The following is a 19,877-nucleotide window of genomic DNA, read 5'->3' on the forward strand; positions in this document are numbered from 1 at the left end:
GTGGCTTGACTTGGCGTGTAGCCCGCAACTGCTGGCACCTCGTATGCTGGCCATTCAGCTGTTGTCCAGTCGCCGTAAACCACTGACCCGTCTACCTTGTCTACCGTGGCATCACGATGGATCGTTGCTGGCTGCGTTACGGTCTGTGCTCCCTTATGTGGGTCGACAACCGTAATCGTCCGCGTGATCGTCTTGTTCAGATCGCTCTTCGCTACGCCATGGAAGTCAGCTGCGCCGCCTGGAATCTTCGTGCCGTCAACTTGTGGATCGTCATGGCTGACCTGGACGTGATCATGCTCGATCCATATTTTAATAGGAACATCTTTAGCCTTAATTGTAACCGTTGTTGGTACTTGTTGACCGTCAACCAGTTTCCAACCGGTTGGCACGGCACTCTTGACTGTTTTTTCTTCTGACGTCTTACCAGTAATAATTTGATAGCCAACTACCGTATCATTTTTATCAACGTAGTCAATCGTCTGGCTGCCATCAACTGCCTGATAGTTGACTTCAATCGTTGAATCGTGGTCGCTAATGCTTGGCATTGCTGGTTGAATCATCGTCTGTTCTTTGCCGTCAACCACTGATACATAGCCTGGCACTGTTGGTATGATATACTGCTCAAACTGCTTGTCAGCTTTCCATTCACTATATTCAACCGTGCCATGGGCTTCATCAACATCAGCATTCCGAGTAAAGTGAACGCTTTGGATAACCGTCGTCGTTGTTCCGTCAGTATTGTGAACATTAATCGTTCGTTTAACCGTCTTATTCAGATCGTTTTCGGCAACGCCATTTGGATAATTTTTAGTTGGATTATCTGGAAGCTTGTCAACAGTGGTTTTGGGCTTATCTGCCGTAACTATGACGTGCGCTGGCTTGACTTTAATAGTCTGATCATCTGTTTTAGCACCCTTAAACGTAATCCTTTCAGGTGCTGGCTGTTGGCCATCAGCTAATTTCCACCCAGCTGGTACCGTACTGTTCGTCTTCACCGTTTCATCGGTGTGACCGCTGACTGGATCAGTCTTGACCGTATTACCCTCCCCATCAACATAGATAATATGCATTGACTGCTCATTAGCCGTGTAGGTAATCTTAACCGTTGAATCGTGATCGTCAACTTTTGGTGTCATTGCATCAACTTTTGACTGACTAGGCGCATAGCCTGGTATTCCTGGCACTCCATCGAATTCAGCAAACTCATCAGTCGTTGTCCAATTACCATAAGTTACATCGCCAGTTACTTCATCCACATCGGCCGTTCGCGTGTAATGAACTTCCTGTTTTGGCACGAAAATAATGTTGCCGTTTGGTTCATCAATCTCAATCGTCCGCGTGATCGTCTTGTTCAGATCAGTGTAAGCCACACCTGTAGGATAGTTCTTATTTTCATTGTCCGGTAACTTATCAACCGTTGTTTTAGGATTGTCTGGTAGAACCGTAACATGAGCATGCTTTACCTTAACCGAAACATCATCTGTCTTGGCACCTTTGAAAGTAATCTTAGCTGGTATGCTCTGGCCATCAGCTAATTTCCATCCAGCTGGCACCTTTCCATTAGTCTCAACTGTTTCATCCGTATGACCATTAACCGGCGTAAAGTCAATCACTTCGCCAACATTATCACCATCATCGCTCACATAATTGATTCGCATTGATTGGTTGTTAGCTGTGTAGATAACATCTCTGATCTCATCGTTGGTCGTTGCATAAACTTTAACTGCTGGCAATTCCGTCAGACTAGCAGTGTAGCCTGCAACTGGTGTCGAGGTGAACTTATCCCAGCTACCAGTCGTCCAGTCGCTATAGGTTACCTCAAGAGTTACTTCATCCACGTCGGCTGTCCGAGTCAGATGAGCCGTTTGAACAATTGGCGTAATCGTCCCATCCAGATTATGCACGTTGATTGTCCGCTTAATCTTCTTATTTAGGTCATTTTCAGCAACACCAGTCGGATATCCTTCAAAAGCTCTATCTGGCAGTTCATCAAGAGGCGTCTTAGGATCAGTTGGCAAGACCGTCACATGTGCATGCTCGACTTTGATAATGATGATGTCTGGAGTTTTGCCAACTTTAAACGTAATCTGTTTAGGTGCTGGCTGTTGGCCATCAACTAATTTCCAACCACCGCCCGGTACGCTGCTATTAGTATCAACTGTTTTATCCGTATAGCCGTTAACGGGATCATCTTTAACAACTTCGTTGGTTTTTTGATTAACGTACTTGATATGCATCGTTTGGGGGTCAGGAGTATATTGTGCAAGATAACCACCACTAATTAGTTCTTGAGGATCAGTGGCTCCTAACACTCTAGTATCATGATAATAAAATTTCTCAAAATTATAACCTGGTCTTGTAGCAGTCTCAGCGATAATCTTATCAAATGCTTCCGAAAGTATTGCAGTTAGACCGGGATTGGCTTTAATCGTTGCTTGATATATTCCAGCAAGATTTTGATACTTACTGGTTTGGTCAGCAGCTAACTGATCTATTTTACGCGTCAACGTATTACTATACGCTTGCTCCGGCGTAAATACGACTGTTAGTGATTTCCAATCAGTTTCGGCACCGTTGCTGCTAAGCTTTGCATCAGAGGACATTGCGTTAAAGAAAATAGCAGCTATTCGATTATCTTCTTTATAATTATATGCTAGTAATTTAGCGTCTTTAGTAATAACCTCCAAAATAGTGTAGTGATCAGTAATGAATAGATCCTCCATAGCGCCATTTTCAACTTTAGATGTATCCCAATTTGAAAGATCCAAGGAAGTCAAACTTCTACACTCACGAAATATTCCAGTCATATAAGTAACATTAGACGTATTCCATTTTGACAAATTTAGTGAAGTGAGATTGTAACAATATTCAAACATATATGCTATATCAGTAGCATTTTCAATATTCCAATTTGATACATCTCCTAATGAAGTCAAGCTTTGACACTGCTCAAACATGTCATCCATTAAGTTAACTTTAGACATATCCCATTTTGATAAATTTAATGACGTTAAATTTAAACAGCGTCCAAACATCATATCCGTACGTTCAACCCTAGACATATTCCAGTTTGACACATTTAATAATGTTAAATCAACACAATCGTCAAACATATGTGACATATTAATAATTTGACTAGTATCCAACCCATCTAAATCCATTACTGGCATACTATCGCCAGCAAATATATAGGACCAATCAGCATCACCTACGATCGAGTCAGCTTTAATCGAAATAGTTCCAGTATTGTAACTACTTTTGCTGCCACAGGCAACAACTTTAGCATCACCAGTGTTTGAAATAATAAATTTATAGTAACATTTTGACGCCAATTTTTCTGCTAAATCATAGGTCAGATAAACCGTACTATTACTGATTGAAATTCCTGCATTTGCAAAATCAACCGCATTAGGTACGACAATAGTAGAGTAGTTAGTCCCCGTATATCCGGTTAACACAATTTCGTTAGCCGTACCATTAGCCACTACTTTATAAGTCCATTGCTTAACATCTGGTTTTTCATCAGAAGAGGTTGCATTATTTGTGCTTGCTATCTGGTTTACAGCAGTTAAATTTGTATTCATAGATGAAGATAAAAGATTTGAAACAGCTGTACCTTGAGAAACTCCTTCATCCAATCCCTGTAAATCATTAGCTAAAACAGCTTCAGCAGCTCCGGCAGATGAATTAGAAGCCGTCTGATTGTTACTTTCATTTGCATCAGCAGACTTGATTTGATCAGCTAAATTAGTACTGGTAGAAGTTAGTGTGCTAGTTGAAGAATCAGCCGTTTCAGAAACAGGCGTGCTGACAGGCGAAGCAGCACTCGCTGGAGCTGTATCGCTCTTTAAAACGACTGCATTAGCCGAACCGCTATTAGATGCCGAAGCAGTAGCGGCTACGATTGTGTTTGAATCCTGTTGTTCAACCTGTTCAGTTTTGATTGCTGTACTCGTTTCAGTAGTAGCAGCCTGTGCCGTTGCCCCATTGCCAAAATAAAAGCCGGCCGCGATTGCAACTGAAACGACCCCAATGTTCAATTTTCTTAGGGAAAATCGTTTGAAATGATCATTTAATTTACTTTCCCTAAGATAACTATTATTTTTCCCAACCATTTTGTTAAAACACTCCCTTGAATGTTCGAACTCGCTCATATAGATAAAATCCAGTAAAAGAGTCAAAACTCAAAAATTACGAACTCTACTTTTTAGGCATATATACACATAAGAATTTAAGTGAACGAAGTATATTTTAACGCGCTTCGTTAAGTCTAAAATCTACATATAATACTGTTTCTATACTTCAAAGATTAGTATTTGTTAATTGATAAGTCAATGTTTTTCTATAATATCCATATTAATTACTTTAATTAAATCGGTAATCTTTTAATAGTTCATATCTCTTAAGTTATGGCGTCTCCCCAACTAATACTCAATCATCCACCTTACTGTTATTTATTCGCTTACTAAATGCAATCGTTACTATATTTCTATCTATGAAAAAGTTATCAATTTTGATATTTTAGCATCTACTTGTTTATAGAAATGTGATCCAAACTAATTAAAATCTCAGATGAAATTTATTCATTTTTCCAGTTTATCTTTTTATTTTTCAGCCATTTTCAATTTAGTAAAAGGTTGAATTATATACATTCAAATAAAATAAAAACAATTTTTAAATAAATATTTAATTGTTCACACAGTATTAGTCAATTAACTTATAAATGCAAAAAATTAAAATTGTCATAGATTTTTTATGTTATGAGTTTAGAATTGCTTGATTACTGTATGCTTTTTGTATCAAACAACAGTACGTCATAAAAAGCCTGAGCCGTTTCTTTGCTACGACTCAGGCTTTTTAATAAAATTTGATTTGCTAGTCAAATCTTTGCCCCATGATTACTAAATCGCGTTTCTGACCATCAAGTTCCGCAACAGCTGGCAACCATCCCCACTGCTTAAAGCCGAACTTTTTAAACAAACCAAGACTTGGCTGGTTATGCCCAAAAATATAAGCTGCCAACGCAGTCACGTTTAAACTTGGCAACTGGGCAATCACAAACTCGAGCGCCTGCGATCCCAGGCCTTGATGCCGCGCGTTTTGATCGATATAAATGCTAACCTCGGCTGTGTGTTCATAAGCCGGCCGCCCATAAAACGGCTCCAGTCCTACCCATCCTAAAATTTCACCAGCCTTGTTTCTGATGACCCATAATGGATGGGTTGGCGTAAAATTATGAAACCACGCCTCGCGATCTGAAGTCATCAACGGCTCGAGATCAGCTGTTGCCAGACGTGAAGGAATGATTTGATTATAAATTTCGACAATTCGGCGCAGATCTTCATGTCTGGCCGTCTCAAAACGAAGACTCAATTTGCTGCTCACCTCATTATTATTTTTGTCAAATTATAGAAAAGCTTTCTTTTTTTAGCAAATTCGTCCTTGATCAGCCGATGGAAAGGTTCCCAGATTAAAGTTCGCTTAGAAGTCGCTTTTGGCCGTTGATTTTGCCACCTCAGCATGTTAATGTAGCAATACACCGAATTTTATAAAGCTTAACTTTATTAATGTTCGTGTTTAAAAAATAAGGGAGAGAGAATACTATGACTAAGACAAGGAATCGTTATGGCGTCGCCTTCGCTGGTGTCGTCTTGCACTTAATGATTGGCGGCGTCTATGCCTGGAGCGTTTTTACCAAGCCGATCGCTCAACAAACTGGCTGGCGGGAAGCCTCGGTATCATTTGCATTTAGCCTGACCATCTTCTGTCTGGGGATGTCAGCCGCTTTCATGGGTCGCTTGGTCGAAAAGTTCGGCCCAACCGTTACTGGTACTATTTCTGCTGTTTTATACGGATCAGGGATCATGCTGACCGGGGTCGCCATTCATACGCACCAACTTTGGCTGCTGTATCTGGCATACGGCGTTATCGGTGGCTTGGGCCTCGGATCTGGCTACGTGACGCCGGTTTCCACGATTATCCGCTGGTTCCCCGACAAGCGTGGCTTGGCAACCGGCCTGGCCATCATGGGCTTTGGTTTTGCCGCTTTGCTGACGGGTCCAATTGCTCAGCAGCTGATGGCTGGCATTGGTCTTTCCGCTACCTTCTACGTCTTAGGCGCCTTTTACCTGGTCGTAATGCTGATTGCCGCTCAGTTCATCAAGAAGCCGCGGCCTAATGAACTGCCAACCGCAATTGCCCAAAAAGCCTCTCGGGTCAGCTTGACGAACGGTCAACAGCTCACTGCCAACCAAGCCGTTAAAACCCGAACTTTTGCTTTCCTGTGGCTAATGTTCTTTATCAGCATCACGACTGGAATCGGCCTGGTTTCCGCCGCTTCACCAATGGCCCAAGAAATGACCAAAATGAGCGCGGCCACGGCAGCCGTAATGGTTGGTATCTTAGGTCTGTTCAACGGTTTCGGCCGCCTTATCTGGGCTACGCTTTCTGACTGGATTGGCCGTCCTTTAACCTACAGCCTGATTTTTATCGTTGACATTATTATGCTGATTATTCTGATTTTCTGCCAGGTACCCGCAATCTTCGCCATTGCTCTGTGTCTGCTGCTTTCCTGCTATGGTGCTGGTTTTTCTGTTATTCCAGCTTACCTGGGCGACGTTTTTGGCACCAAGGAACTGGGCGCAATTCATGGCTACGTGCTGACGGCTTGGGCAGTTGCCGGTATGGTCGGTCCCGTCCTGCTTTCCGTTACGCACCAAGTTCTGCACAACTACTACGTTACTTTACTGGCCTTTATTGTGATTGACGTGATCGCTATGCTGATCTCGCTTTGGATTCAACGTGATTTTGTCTCACCTAAAGAAACGGTATCCGCTAAATAATCTATTTTTGTTAAAAACAATAAAATAATTTTTTTATCTGCTCGTACAACAGCTATATCCTAATCATCATAAGGTTTGTCAAGCTGTCGCCATGCACAATTCTTTGAAAATTCTAATTTTATTGTTGACAGTTGTCACTAATAACCGGTATGCTATCTGCAACGATTTTCGAAAGGAGGATTTCAACGCCATGATTAAGTCTGATTCAATGATGTGTTGTCAATGCATGTGCTGTACTGTAGTGTGCCGCGCACTATTTGGCATGCCATCACTGAATCAATCTGGACTTAGGTAATCGGGCGTTGATCCTCAACAAAACGCTTGCCATATCCAGGTCGGCGACCAGGCCGTGATTCCTTTGATGGAGTCACGGCCTTTTTTGTTGGTTTACTGCTATTATTCAATTTTTAAAGGAGTTTTACACATGACATTTAAGAAGATCAAACTGCTGATTGCCGCACTTGCCTTAGGCGGAACCGTTGCGGCTGCTCCCGTTGCTCATGCCGAGACTTTGACGGTTGGTACCACGGCACAGACCTACCCGACTTCCTACAAAAAAGGCGACAAGTTAACCGGTTTTGACGTTGCCGTTGCCAAAGCCGTAGCCAAGGAAATGGGCGACAAAGTGAAGTTCAAGGTTGTTGGCGACATTCCAAGTCTGTTTGGTGAACTGGACAAGGGCAGCATTGATACGATTGCCAACTCCGTAACGGTCCTGCCTGAACGTGAAAAGAAGTACAGCTTCTCGCCAGTCTACTCCTACTATGCAGCTCAGATTGCGGTCAAAAAAGATTCCAAGTACAAAACGATCAAGGACCTGGAAGGCAAGAGGGTTTCCGCGACGGTTGGCTCTTCTAACATTGACCTGCTGCAAAAGTATGATTCCAAGATCAAGATCAAGAAGTATGATGATCGCAATGCCGTCTTCACCGATGCCAACAATGGTACGGTTGCCGGGGTCTTAAACCAGCGGCAGTTCCTGCAAGAAACCATCAAGAAGCAAAACCTGGATCTGCGGATTCTCAAAGGTGTCGCTGGCTGGAACAAGTCAGCTTTCCCATTTGCCAAAAACAGCGAAGCCCAAGCCAAGCAGAAGAAGTTTGACAAAGCCCTGCTGAAATTGAAGAAGGATGGCACGCTTTCAAAGCTGTCCAAGAAGTACTACAACGGTGAGGACGTAACCAAAAAGTCCATCAGCAACGACTAGTCACCAGTCAACGGAGGAACGAATATGGATTTTCCCTATATGCTCAAGGTCTTTCCTGAAATCGGCAAATACGTACCGGTAACGCTTCTAATGGCAGTTGCGGCAATGATTCTTTCCATCATTGTCGCCGCAATTCTAAGCGTTGGTCAGCATCATAAATCCAGTCGCTGGCTGGTTGATTTTTACGTCTTGATCTTTCGGGGCTTTCCGACTTTGGTGATCTTTTTTGTCGGCTATTATGGACTGCCGCAGCTTTTGCACAGTCGCTCTCTGGTACCGGCCTCAATCGCTGCAACGGTCTGCCTGGCGTTAAAAGAAGGCGCTTATCTGGTTGAGATTTTCCGGTCTGGCATAGCTTCGGTTGCTAAAAGTCAATTGGAAACCGGTCTGGCGTTGGGAATGTCCAAATCACTGGTCTACCGCAAGATCATCATCCCGCAGGCCATTCGCATCATCATTCCCCCCGCTGGCAACACCTTTGTCGGCCTATTGAAGGAAACCTCACTGGCATTTTCAATCGGGGTGACGGAAATTTTTGGTGCCGGCAAGCTTTTAGCAACGGAAAACTTTGAATACTTCGACGTTTACCTGGTCGTGGGAATCTGGTACGTAATCATGATCTATGCCTACACGCTGCTGCAGAAATTATTAGAAAAACGCTTGGCACGGCGCTTTGGAGAGGAGGCTGCCTAATTGAGCAAGAATCAGTATCTGCCAATTGCTATCAAAACTGCCAATTGGCTTGATGAACATATCATCAAAACCGACCATGGCATCACCTGGGATATCAGCCAGTCGTTTAAGGGACCATGGCGCTATTATGATGAAGCTTCCATGTATGCCGGGGCCAGCGGAATCGTGAAGTTTTACCTGGAACTGGCCCAGATCAGCGGCAATCAGCGCTATCTGGATACTGCAGTTGCAGCCGGACATGAACTAGCCGCTCGTGCTTTAGCAATCAATCCGCAGCTGGATAAGGCCTTTAGCCGCTATGCCTTTACCACCGGACTCAGCGGCGTGGCCCAGGCATTGGACTGGATCAATCAAGAACATCATGAGACCATTTTTGATCACGCCATCATCAAAATCTTAAACGGCATCGTCAACGATCAAAAGCAGGATGGCTCATGGAGCGGTCAGATTGGCATCGTGGCTGACGGTGGCACGGCGCTTTTGTTGGGGCGACTTGGCTCAAAATATCTGATCGATGGCTGGCAGGATGCTTTGATCAAATTTGGCGATTATGTTTTGGCTCACAAGCAGGTTGATGAGCACGGACAGTCTTTTTATGTCGGCTTAGATCTTAAATTCGTGGGCGGCCCCATCGGCAAGTTCAATACCGGTTTTCCGCTGGGACCGTCCGGCGTGGCGTTTACGCTGCTTAAATTAGCCGAGCTGACGGGTGAGAATCGTTTTATTGATGGCACCAAGGGGATTCGCGAATTTTACGAATACTATAATCATGGCGAGGGACTGCTTCTACCACACTATCATCCCGATACCGAGCATATCTGCTACGTCGGCTACTGTGGTGGACCCGTGGGCACGGCGCGCTATTTTTATGAACTGGCCAAACAAACTGAAGATGCATCTGCCGTGGATGATTTTGAAGCAGCCATCGCGGGACTTGAGCGCGTACAGGCACCTCAGAAGCGTTCAGCCGGCTATTGGGAAACCGACAACTACTGCTGTGGCACGGCTGGGATTCTACAGCTGTTTACCGGCGCCTATCTGGTAACGAATAATCAAGACTATCTTAAACATGCTCAGCAGACTGCCACGATTTTAGTTGAACGGGCGACTCAAAATGATCGATTTGCCTATTGGAAGCAGGCTTTTGAACGCAAGAACCCGCAAAACGTTACGGCGGCTCTAGGTTTTTACGATGGCGCAGCCGGCATCGCATCATATCTGCTGCAGCTGGGCGAGGTGGAAAATGGTCAGCTGTCGACGCACCGTTTCATCGATGACCCCTACCCCGCCGTTTGGCAACAAAATCTGTAAAACAACCGGTGCAAGTAGGCATTGAACCATGCTGAACCGGTTTTGAATCAAGCATTAATTTTATAGATTGGAATGATTTGATGTTTAAACGTACGATCCGGCTCAGTCCCGGTATTTATGTCAATGAACCCAGCGCGCTGAAAAAGCTGCCCGAACTGATCAATGAATTTACACTTAAAAGTCCGGTCATCTTGACTGATCAAACCGTTTTAAAAATTATCCCCCAATATTTGCCGGCTGATTTTGTGACTCGGTATCCAGTCGAAATCTTTAATGGCAGCTGCGAGTTTGCCGAAATCGATCGTCTAACCGAACAGTTAAGGTCTTATGATGGAATCATCGCATTTGGTGGTGGTCAGTTGATGGATACGGCAAAAGTCGTCAGCGATCGTCTTAACAACGTCTTGATCAACGTCCAGACCGTTCCTTCTAATTGTTCGGCCTTCACCACTAAAAGCATCGTCTATTCGCCAACTCATGAGATGATTGCCAGCATCCGTGAAAAAAAGCCCGTTGATGCCGTTATTCTGGAACCTGAGCTGTTAAAAAACGCGCCGCTTGAATATCTGCGTTCAGGCATCGGCGACACGTTGGCCAAATACTATGAGATTCGGCGGCGCCTGACTGACGATCAAATGCATTCGCTATCGCTGTCCTTAGCCCGCGATATGATCGAACGGTGTCGTGAAGAAATGCTGAATGTTGATAATCCGCGGTCGCTTAACGGTCTTGACCTGCAGAACTTTATCGATACCATCTTTTTAGCAGCGTCATTGGTTGATGGCTTTGCAGACCTGGATGGACGCAGCGTGGCGGCTCATACCTTCTATAACGCCTATGTCAAGGTCATTGGCCCGCAACGCTTTACGCATGGCGAGATCGTTGCTTTAGGCAATCTGTTTCAAGTAACGTTGGAAAATGATACCGCGTTGATTAACGAAATCCGCGCCTACTATCCTCGCGTTGGCCTGCCGCTGTCATTAGCTGACCTTGACATTACCCAGGGTGAGCAGCTGAACTCGTTGGCTGAATATATGGCTAAACCCGACAACGTTAGAATGCAGTCGATTTTTCCCGACATTACCGCGACCACGATTCGCAAGACGTTAACAAAACTTTTCTAAGTAATAAACCCCCAATTGATTCGCAATGCACCCGCGAATCGGTTGGGGGTTAAATTCTATCTGGATTTATGCTAAAACAGCTGCAGCATCAGCGCCATGATCATTTCTTTAATCAGCTTACCGCCCAACGAGATTGCGGCAAAAACGATCAAACCATTGATGACCAAAACGATCAGTGCGCCATACATGCGATCAAGTTTCTGACTGTCAGCCTCAAGCATCACATCAGCCAATGCCAGGGCAAACATTCCCAAAGCAGTCAGCAGAATCACGCCAATCAGAGTCATCATGCCGAGCGAGCTGGTTAATGATGCCAGCAACAAGCTGACCAGCAGCAAAATAACATTAAAGTTGCTGGACCACGTCAAACGATTGATCATATCAACGTAATCGCCGCCTTCAATACCACTAACATAGCGTTTAAAGACGTACGCCACGGCACTCATCAGCAGCATGGCAACCACGATCAGCAGCCACAGCAAGAAAAAACTTCCCGTCGTCATGGCCCTGATGTGAAAAACAATTGCCGAGCCTGACACAAGTTGAGCAAGCTTAGCCGATAGATGATCAACCATCCAACCAATCGTCACAACCGCAATCAAGGCCTCAAGAATCTGCATCGTCAAACCGGTCCAACGCCAGCTTGGCTGCTGATATGCTCCGGGATGTCTCAATGATTCGATCAGCCAGTCCCAGGCCCGTTTAAATTCCTGTTTGGTATGCTCGAGATTCAGCGTCAGTTCAACTGAGTTTCCAGCCGTACTTGATTCGGATTGCTTCCTGGCTTCCGCACGACTCTTAAATGACGCGGACTCATGATTTCCTTTGGCTTCACCAGCCGCGCTGACTGCTGCTTTTGAATCCGGTTTGGCCGGCTGGCTGCCTGCTTTTGGATCGTTGACCAAAGGATGCCGCTGTTCTGCGACTTTTTGAATGTCTGAAGCTTCGTCACGACCTGGTGCCAGCGCGCTTGGATGCGGTTCAGCGGTCTTTTGTGAATGGACAGGATCCGTTGATGTTTGCGGCTCATGCTGTCCTGCTGCCGCTTGAGGCCGTTCAGCCGCTATTGTCCGTGACTCGCTGATTGGTTCAGTTACCGGTGGCTCACTGTGTTCGCCGGTTGTCGAAGCTGGCTGAATTTCTTGGTCAGCCGTTTTGTGATCGTCAACCGCTTCAAAATGCCAGCCACAACGCGTACAGTATTGGGCATTTTCTAGAACTTCACTACCACAGTTTGGACAGATTTTCATCTTAATTCCTCCGTCAAACCATCAATTAACTTAATTATGCAAAGTAAAAGCACCCCGCGGCAATGGCGGAGTGCTGTTTTGATTAAGCGCTGATTAGCCTTCAAAGACGTCCGTCAATGGAGGTACCACTTGCTTCTTACGTGAAACTACGCCTGGCAGGTTCATACGGTGGTTGTCACCCAGCTTCTTGCCGAATGCCTGTTCAACCTTTTCCGTGTTGCCGCCAACAACCAGCAGATCAGAATCGCTGTTCAAAATGTTGGTGGCAATCAAGATGAACGTGTCATAGCCGTTTTCATCGTTCAGTTGCTGCATCGTCTTTTCCAGGTCGGCTTGACGAGAGAAGACGTCATCCAGGTCAACCGTGTTTACTTGACCGATCCGCAGCTTAGCGTCGCCCAGTTCAAACGTCTTGGCGTCGCCATCAACGATATCAGCGTCAGACTTGGCAGCCAGGTTGGTACCAGCCTTCAGCATCTCAATTCCGTAAGCTTCGTAGTCTTCAACACCGGCAACCTTTGCCAAGTACTTCAAAGCTTCGCCGTCATGGTCAGTAGTCGTTGGTGACTTCAGCAACAGCGTGTCGGAAATGATAGCAGACATCATCATCCCAGCCAGGTTGGCAGGAATTTCAATGTGCTTTTCTTGGAACAGTTCCGTGATGATCGTGGAAACACAGCCGTATGGGCGCGCCGTGATCCAAAGTGGCTGTGCCGTGTTGAAGTTGGCGATCCGGTGGTGATCAACCAAGTGCGTAACCGTAACTTGGTCGATGTCAGCAGCTGATTGTTGTGGTTCGTTGTGGTCAACCAGCATTACCTTGTCAGTTTCGTTGGCAACCGTCTTAACGACCCGTGGTGCTTCCATGTTGAAGTAGTTCAAAGCGTACTTCGTTTCATCGTTTGGTTCGCCCAGGGCAACGGCTTCCGTTTCGTAGCCCAGTTCGTTTTCAAAGTATGAAAATGCCATTGCGGCCGTAATGGCGTCAGTATCTGGCTTTTGATGACCAAAAACTAATTCCTTGCTCATAAAGACAACTCCTTTGATTCAATCATCACGTAAAACGTTAACTGCAACGTTTTCGCAAATTAATTATACCCTTTTATTTTAGCACGACCAGCTCTTAAATGGGAATCTAATTTCATTTCAGATGCATATTTATGCAGATTATGAAATTGAATCCGTCAGATCGAGCTGCTCGCTTGTCGCCGTCTCGGTCAGCTGGGGCTTGATGCGCAGCTTAACCGGAATACCTTGACTTTCGGTATCAATTACAAAAGTACCGTTTGAATGGGCCGTTCCCAGATGGTGATCAGTAATCAAAACATCCTGGAACAGCGGCCGATCGGTTATGATCTCAACGGCTCCCTGATAGTCAGCATCATAAGGCAAAAAGTCGACCAGCTTGTGCGGCAGCTTCTTCAAACGGTGCAGCACCAGTTCGCCGCGTCTTGCCCGCGCGCCCAGCTTGATATCGGCTACGGCCATTTCTTTAAAGGCCCCACGCTGAGTTACCATAGCCAGATGCTGATCCCCGTCAACCAGCTGCAGGTCAACCATTCTGTCATCGTCATGCAGATTAATGGCCCGTACCCCCGTCGTTCTGACCCCGGCAATCGGTACTTCAGCTACGTCAAATCGAACGGCATAGCCTTCATGACTGATTGCCAGCAGCGACTGCGCGGTATCTTTTGGCTCATAATACATTACGTTAACGACTTGAGCGTCATCACCCTTAAGCTTCATGTAGACCGTCGCCGTGCTCTTATAACGGGATCCTGGCTGATATTCCTTGAACTCAGTCTGCTTGACTTGACCATCGCTGGTTCCCATCAGCAGCGTTCCTGGCATGTCCAGCCGATCAAAAATCATTGCCTTGATAATCTCTTCACCCATGGCCAGGCCAATCGTTTGTGAAATATGCTCACCAACGTCTTTCCAGCGCACGTCAGTCAATTCATGCACCGGCCGATAGATCAGATGGCCAAGATTGGTGAACATGAACAGATGCGCCAGCGTACTGGTTTCTTGGATCAGCAGCGGATAGTCGTCTTCTCGCAACCCGTTTTCTTCAACATTGGAAGCCTTAAACGACCGCAGACTGCTGCGCTTGATGTAGCCGGCTTTGGAAACCAATACGACCACGTCTTCTTTAGCGACCGTAACCTTGGTGTCGATCTCCAGTTTTTGAACCTTGCTTTGAATCTCAGTCCGGCGCGGTGTCGCAAATTCTTTTTTAATCGTCCGCATTTCTTGGCGCAGCACTTTAGCCAGCTCTTTTTCATCGCTTAAGATCAGCTGATATTCGGCAATTCTATCATTCAAGCGTTTTTGCTCATCTTCAAGCGCCGTCACGTCAGTATTGGTCAGCCGATACAGCTGCATGGTAACGATGGCTTCGGCCTGCGGATCATCAAAGCCCAGCGATTCAATCAGATTCTGCTTGGCATCAGCCCGGTTTTTAGAAGCCCGAATCGTTTGAATGACCTGATCAAGCATACTGAGCGCCTTGATCAAACCTTCAACGATGTGGAGCCGTTTTTGCGCCTTATTTAAATCAAAGCGCGTCCGCCGCATAATGATCTCTTTTTGGAAGCTCAGATAAGACGTCAAAATATGCTTTAAGCCTACCCGCATTGGCCGCTGATTATCGATCGCCACCATGTTGAAGTTATAGTTGATCTGCAGGTCGGTGTTTTTTAGCAGATAGTTTAAGATCCCCTCGGCATTGGCGCCGCGCTTCAGTTCAATCGCGATGCGCAGGCCGCTGCGGTCAGTCTCATCGCGAGCTTCAGCGATTCCCTCAACCTTTTTGGCCAGACGCAGGTCGTTAATTCGCTTGACCAGCTGGGCCTTGTTGACTTCATATGGAATCTCCGTGATATTGATCTGCTGCCGACCGCCACGCAGCGTCTCGATACTGGTCTTAGCCCGTACGACGATGCGTCCCCGACCAGTTTCATAGGCTTTTTTGATTCCTTCCTTGCCTTGAATGATCCCGCCAGTTGGAAAATCAGGACCCGGCACGAATTCCATCAGCTTATCCAGACTGGCCGTGGGATGACCAAGCAGGTAGATCAGTGCATCAATCAGCTCGCCCAGATTATGCGTCGGAATTTCCGTAGCATACCCCGCCGAGATCCCGGTCGCACCGTTAACCAAAAGATTGGGAATGCGGGCTGGCAAGACAGTCGGCTCTTTTTCGGTATCGTCAAAGTTCAGCGTCATATCAACCGTATCTTTGTCGATATCCTTGAGCATTAAACCGGCAATTTTGCTTAAACGAGCCTCGGTATAACGCATGGCAGCCGGTGGATCACCATCCATCGACCCGTTGTTGCCGTGCATTTCAATCAATGGGTCACGCAGCTTCCAATCCTGACTCATCCGTACCAGTGCTTCATAAATGGAACTGTCGCCGTGCGGGTGGAAGTTACCCATTACGTTACCGACTGACTTGGCTGACTTCCGAAAGCCTTTATCATAGGTGTTGCCATCCTTGTTCATGGCAAACAGGATCCGACGCTGAACCGGTTTGAGGCCATCGCGAATATCCGGCAGGGCCCGTTCTTGAATGATGGACTTGGAATACCGGCCGAAGCGATCGCCCATCAAGTCTTCCAAAGTCATATTTTCGATTTTTGGTTCACTCATTGACTTTCACCTCTTACTTTTGATTCCAGGTATTGATCGTAGGCGTTTTGGCCTTTTGACCGCGATTTTCCATCAGCTGATCAGACTCTTCGTCATCGCTCAGCGTAAATTGCACGTTTTCTTCAATCCATTTCCGACGTGGTGCAACCTTATCGCCCATCAAGGTAGTGACGCGCTTTTCAGCCAGCTCGGCATCTTCTATCCGCACTCGAATCAGCGTCCGTGTGTCAGGATTCATCGTGGTTTCCCAAAGCTGATCAGCGTTCATTTCACCAAGCCCCTTGAAACGCTGCAGCTGAGCGCCGCGAATCTTTTTGGTCATTTGTGTCAGCTGATCGTTGGTCCAGGCATACTGAATCTTGGTTTTGGCTCCTTTGCCAGACTGGATGCGATACAGTGGCGGCAAGGCAATATATACCTTACCGGCTTCGATCATTGGCCGCATGTACTTGTAGAAAAACGTCAGCAGCAGGATCTGGATGTGGGCTCCATCGTCATCGGCATCAGTCATGATGATGATCTTGTCGTAATTGGAGTCTGCGACGTTGAACTCACTGCCGACCCCTGCGCCAACCGTATAGATGATCGTATTAAGCTCTTCGTTTTTCAAGACGTCATCCAGCTTGGCCTTTTCCGTATTGAGAACCTTACCACGCAATGGCAGGATCGCTTGAAACTTTCGATCGCGCCCCTGCTTGGCACTCCCACCGGCTGAATCACCTTCGACTAAGAAAAGCTCATTTTTAGCGGCATCTTTTGACTGGGCCGGCGTCAGCTTACCGGACAGATTGCGTTCTTTACGGCCTTTGCGCTTGGAGCCGCGTGATTCGTCACGAGCCTTGCGCGCGGCTTCTCTTGCCTGGCGAGCCTTGAGTGCTTTTCTGATCAGCTGCTGAGCTTCATCACCATTTTCCAGCAGCATGTAGCTTAGCTGGTCACTGACGATTGAGTCCACGATCTTACGGGCTTCTGGCGTCCCCAGCTTGTCTTTGGTCTGGCCCTCAAACTGCAGAATGCGTTCTGGGATTCGTACTGAGACGACTGCCGTCAAGCCTTCACGAACGTCAGACCCTTCCAGATTCTTGTCGCGTTCCTTGAGCAGACCGACTTTTCTGGCGTAGTCATTGAACGTTTTGGTCCAGGCATTGCGAAAACCGGCTTCATGCGTTCCCCCATCTGGAGTGCGCACGTTGTTGACAAAGCTCAAGACGTTTTCTGAATAGCCATCGTTATACTGAGCCGCAACCTCAACCTCAACGCCATCCTGCTTGCCGTCAAAGTACATGATCTGGCCCAAGGTATCCTTGTCTTCATTGAGGTAGCCGACAAAGTCCTTGATGCCATTTTCAAACTGGAATACCTCTTCTTTTTCCTGACCAGCGCGCTTATCAGTCAGCGTGATCTTCAGTCCCTTTAGCAGGAATGCCGATTCACGCAGCCGTCTTGCCAAAGTATCGTAGTTATAGACCGTCGTGGAAAAGATTTTTGGATCCGGCTTAAAGGTAACCGTCGTTCCGGAACCCGCGCGCGTATTGCCTAATTTTTTGAGCGTCCCGACCGGATTGCCGCCATTGACGAATTTTTCTTGATAGCGAACGTGATCGCGCACGATCGTCAGCGTCAGTTTGGTTGAAAGAGCATTCACGACTGAGGCCCCAACCCCATGCAGCCCACCGGAAGTCTTGTAGCCATCGTCTTGACCAAACTTTCCCCCGGCATGCAGCACGGTCATGATGACTTCCGGCGTTGGTTTGCCAGAAGCATGCATTCCTACCGGCATCCCACGACCATGATCCTGGACCGTGATTGAATTGTCGGGTTCGATCGTGACGTTGATTTCATCGCCAAAACCAGACAAAGCCTCATCGACCGCGTTGTCAACGATTTCATATACCAAATGGTGCAGGCCATAGGTATCCGTTGAACCGATATACATCCCAGGCCGTTTGCGCACCGCCTCCAGCCCCTTAAGGATTTTAATGGAGGATGCATCATATTGATATTCTTGTTCTGCCAACGAAAGGCCCTCCTCATAATTTTTTAGTAACGTTTTTTAATATAACTGATTTGGCAAAATTTAGCAAAGAAATTTTGCAAACATTTGTGCCCCATTATTTTAACACATCAAACAAAAGTTGCCGATGCCACTCAATGTGCTATTATAACAATTATGCAATTATTATCGAGGGAGTTTTGAATGATTTATGATTTTTAAAATCTGTTTAATGGCAATCATTGCCTACCTTTTGGGCTCGATTCCCTGGGGGCTTTGGATCGGTCAGGTGTTCTACCACAAGGATATTCGCAAATTGGGCAGCGGCAATATCGGCACGACCAACACTCTGCGCGTTTTGGGACCTAAAGCAGGCGTAACCGTATTGTTTCTTGATATGTTCAAGGGGACGCTGGCAGCCTGTCAGCCATATTTCTTTCACTGTAGTCAGACCGTCAGCCCGCTTTTAATTGGTTTATTTGCCGTTTTGGGCCATACCTGCTCGATTTTTGATCACTTTCATGGCGGTAAAGCCGTTGCAACCAGTGCCGGGATCCTGCTGGCATATAACCCGCTGCTCTTTTTGGTTGCCTGGGCCATCTATCTGACGGTATTATTGTTGACCAGCATGGCTAGCGCGGCTGGCATGGTGGGCATTACCGCAATTTTCATCATTGCCTTATGCATTCACGACTGGATTTTGGCAGCCATTGCCGGGTTCTTGACAGTGGTAATCATCTGGCTGCACCGTGCCAACATCAAGCGCATCTTTAATGGTACCGAATCGCTGGTTCATTTTGGATTGGGCTATCGGCGACAGCAAAAACGCAATCAAAAATAATTAAGCTGATGATCGCATCGCTTGGTATTACAGACCGAGCTGAATGCGATTTTTATTTTGTTGACAAATTTAGGCAACCGATTTCCTAAAGCTTCTTGCAAAAGTATTGAAAGCGCTTATAATTAGGTGTAACGATTTCCTAAAATCAATTTTAAACATCGAGGTGCTTTTTATGAGTTCATTTAACCAACAAAGTTTTCAGCTTAATGGCAAGGTTGCGTTGATCACTGGCGGTGCTAGCGGGCTGGGCCAAAACTATTCAAAGGCGCTGTCGCTTTACGGCGCGGATATTTTTGTCGTTTCAAATTCACAGCGCGGCTGGGAAGAAACTCGTCAAGCGGTTGAAGGCAATGGACAAAAGATCGGCTTTCTGCAGCACGACATCACTGAACCAGGCTGTGCCGACGAAATCATCGCGCAATGCGTTAAGGAAATGGGTGGGCTGGATATTTTGGTCAACAATGCCGGCATTCAGATTCGTAATGACGTCTTGGCGTTCAAGGATGAAGACTGGGACAAGGTGATCAATTTGAATCTCAACGCGCTCTACCACATGTCGCAGGCCGCAGCCAAGTATATGGCTAAGCAAAAGCACGGCAAGATCATTAACATTGGCTCAATGCAGTCCTACCGTGCCGGCAAGTTCATCTTCCCTTACACGGCAGCCAAACATGGCGTCCTGGGCCTGACTAAAGCCTACGCTGATGCTCTTTCCAAATACAACATTCAAGTCAACGGTCTGGCACCAGGCTATATTTTAACGGATATGACTAAGGCGCTGGCCGAAGATCCGGTGCGAGGGCCTGAGATCAAAGAACATATTCCTTCTGGTGAATGGGGCCGTCCTGAACAATTGATGGGGCCAATGGTATTTTTAGCCAGTCCGGCATCTGATTACGTAACCGGTGTAATGCTGCCAGTTGATGGCGGCTACCTGCTGCGCTGATCCAATTCAGCTATAA

Annotated in this window: 14 protein-coding genes and 2 pseudogenes; 8 read left to right on the top strand and 8 right to left on the bottom strand. The window is 46.4% G+C overall.

Annotation, left to right across the window (positions count from 1 at the left end; genetic code table 11):
- Positions 1 to 2,312 (bottom strand): mucin-binding protein (locus FC47_RS10875; protein ID WP_420896566.1); only part of this gene is annotated, 2,312 nt, incomplete at its 3' end.
- Positions 2,313 to 2,717: 405 nt separating this feature from the next.
- A pseudogene (locus FC47_RS11095) lies at positions 2,718 to 3,584 on the bottom strand (BspA family leucine-rich repeat surface protein); the annotation flags it as partial.
- 184 nt (positions 3,585 to 3,768) lie between these two features.
- On the opposite strand from FC47_RS11095, the gene FC47_RS10880 reads away from it, so the two are divergent.
- A complete protein-coding gene (locus tag FC47_RS10880; RefSeq protein WP_235803983.1) occupies positions 3,769 to 3,999 on the top strand; it encodes a hypothetical protein in 231 nt (76 codons plus the stop codon).
- A 17-nt stretch (positions 4,000 to 4,016) separates the two neighbouring features.
- On the opposite strand, the pseudogene FC47_RS11100 reads toward FC47_RS10880, so the two are convergent.
- Positions 4,017 to 4,154: pseudogene (locus FC47_RS11100) on the bottom strand (YSIRK-type signal peptide-containing protein); the annotation flags it as partial.
- A gap of 721 nt (positions 4,155 to 4,875) precedes the next feature.
- Positions 4,876 to 5,373, bottom strand: coding sequence for a GNAT family N-acetyltransferase (locus FC47_RS03020; protein WP_056967819.1), 498 nt, complete (start codon positions 5,371 to 5,373; stop codon positions 4,876 to 4,878).
- Between the two features lie 230 nt (positions 5,374 to 5,603).
- Here FC47_RS03020 and FC47_RS03025 point away from each other — a divergent pair, with 230 nt between their 5' ends.
- The 5 genes from FC47_RS03025 to FC47_RS03045 all read left to right on the top strand — a co-directional run bounded on the left by FC47_RS03025 (position 5,604) and on the right by FC47_RS03045 (position 11,177).
- The gene (locus FC47_RS03025; RefSeq protein ID WP_056967821.1) at positions 5,604 to 6,842 is read left to right on the top strand and encodes an L-lactate MFS transporter; all 1,239 of its coding nucleotides are present in this window, start codon (positions 5,604 to 5,606) and stop codon (positions 6,840 to 6,842) included.
- 424 nt (positions 6,843 to 7,266) lie between these two features.
- A complete protein-coding gene (locus tag FC47_RS03030) occupies positions 7,267 to 8,049 on the top strand; it encodes a transporter substrate-binding domain-containing protein (RefSeq protein WP_056967823.1) in 783 nt (260 codons plus the stop codon).
- Between the two features lie 24 nt (positions 8,050 to 8,073).
- Complete coding sequence (locus FC47_RS03035) at positions 8,074 to 8,742, top strand: amino acid ABC transporter permease (RefSeq protein ID WP_056967825.1); 669 nt, start codon at positions 8,074 to 8,076, stop codon at positions 8,740 to 8,742.
- A complete protein-coding gene (locus FC47_RS03040) occupies positions 8,743 to 10,053 on the top strand; it encodes a lanthionine synthetase LanC family protein (protein ID WP_056967827.1) in 1,311 nt (436 codons plus the stop codon).
- Positions 10,054 to 10,133: 80 nt separating this feature from the next.
- Positions 10,134 to 11,177: an iron-containing alcohol dehydrogenase family protein gene (locus FC47_RS03045; RefSeq protein WP_056967828.1), complete on the top strand. Its 1,044-nt coding sequence runs from the start codon at positions 10,134 to 10,136 to the stop codon at positions 11,175 to 11,177.
- Between the two features lie 71 nt (positions 11,178 to 11,248).
- Here FC47_RS03045 and FC47_RS03050 read toward each other — a convergent pair whose 3' ends face one another.
- From FC47_RS03050 to parE, 4 genes are all read right to left on the bottom strand, one after another.
- A complete protein-coding gene (locus tag FC47_RS03050; RefSeq protein ID WP_056967830.1) occupies positions 11,249 to 12,427 on the bottom strand; it encodes a zinc ribbon domain-containing protein in 1,179 nt (392 codons plus the stop codon).
- A gap of 93 nt (positions 12,428 to 12,520) precedes the next feature.
- Positions 12,521 to 13,456 carry a manganese-dependent inorganic pyrophosphatase gene (locus FC47_RS03055; protein ID WP_006499160.1) on the bottom strand — a complete coding sequence of 312 codons (936 nt, stop codon included), beginning with the start codon at positions 13,454 to 13,456 and terminating at the stop codon, positions 12,521 to 12,523.
- Positions 13,457 to 13,594: 138 nt separating this feature from the next.
- Positions 13,595 to 16,081, bottom strand: coding sequence for a DNA topoisomerase IV subunit A (parC, locus tag FC47_RS03060; protein WP_056967832.1), 2,487 nt, complete (start codon positions 16,079 to 16,081; stop codon positions 13,595 to 13,597).
- A 13-nt stretch (positions 16,082 to 16,094) separates the two neighbouring features.
- Positions 16,095 to 18,098, bottom strand: a complete 2,004-nt coding sequence (parE, locus tag FC47_RS03065; RefSeq protein ID WP_056967834.1) for a DNA topoisomerase IV subunit B — start codon at positions 18,096 to 18,098, stop codon at positions 16,095 to 16,097.
- Positions 18,099 to 18,285: 187 nt separating this feature from the next.
- On the opposite strand from parE, the gene plsY reads away from it, so the two are divergent.
- Positions 18,286 to 18,915, top strand: a complete 630-nt coding sequence (gene plsY, locus FC47_RS03070) for a glycerol-3-phosphate 1-O-acyltransferase PlsY (protein WP_006499163.1) — start codon at positions 18,286 to 18,288, stop codon at positions 18,913 to 18,915.
- A gap of 172 nt (positions 18,916 to 19,087) precedes the next feature.
- A complete protein-coding gene (locus tag FC47_RS03075) occupies positions 19,088 to 19,861 on the top strand; it encodes an SDR family NAD(P)-dependent oxidoreductase (protein ID WP_006499164.1) in 774 nt (257 codons plus the stop codon).
- The last annotated feature ends 16 nt before the right edge of the window (positions 19,862 to 19,877 follow it).

Source organism: Limosilactobacillus mucosae DSM 13345, assembly GCF_001436025.1.
GTDB lineage: Bacteria > Bacillota > Bacilli > Lactobacillales > Lactobacillaceae > Limosilactobacillus > Limosilactobacillus mucosae.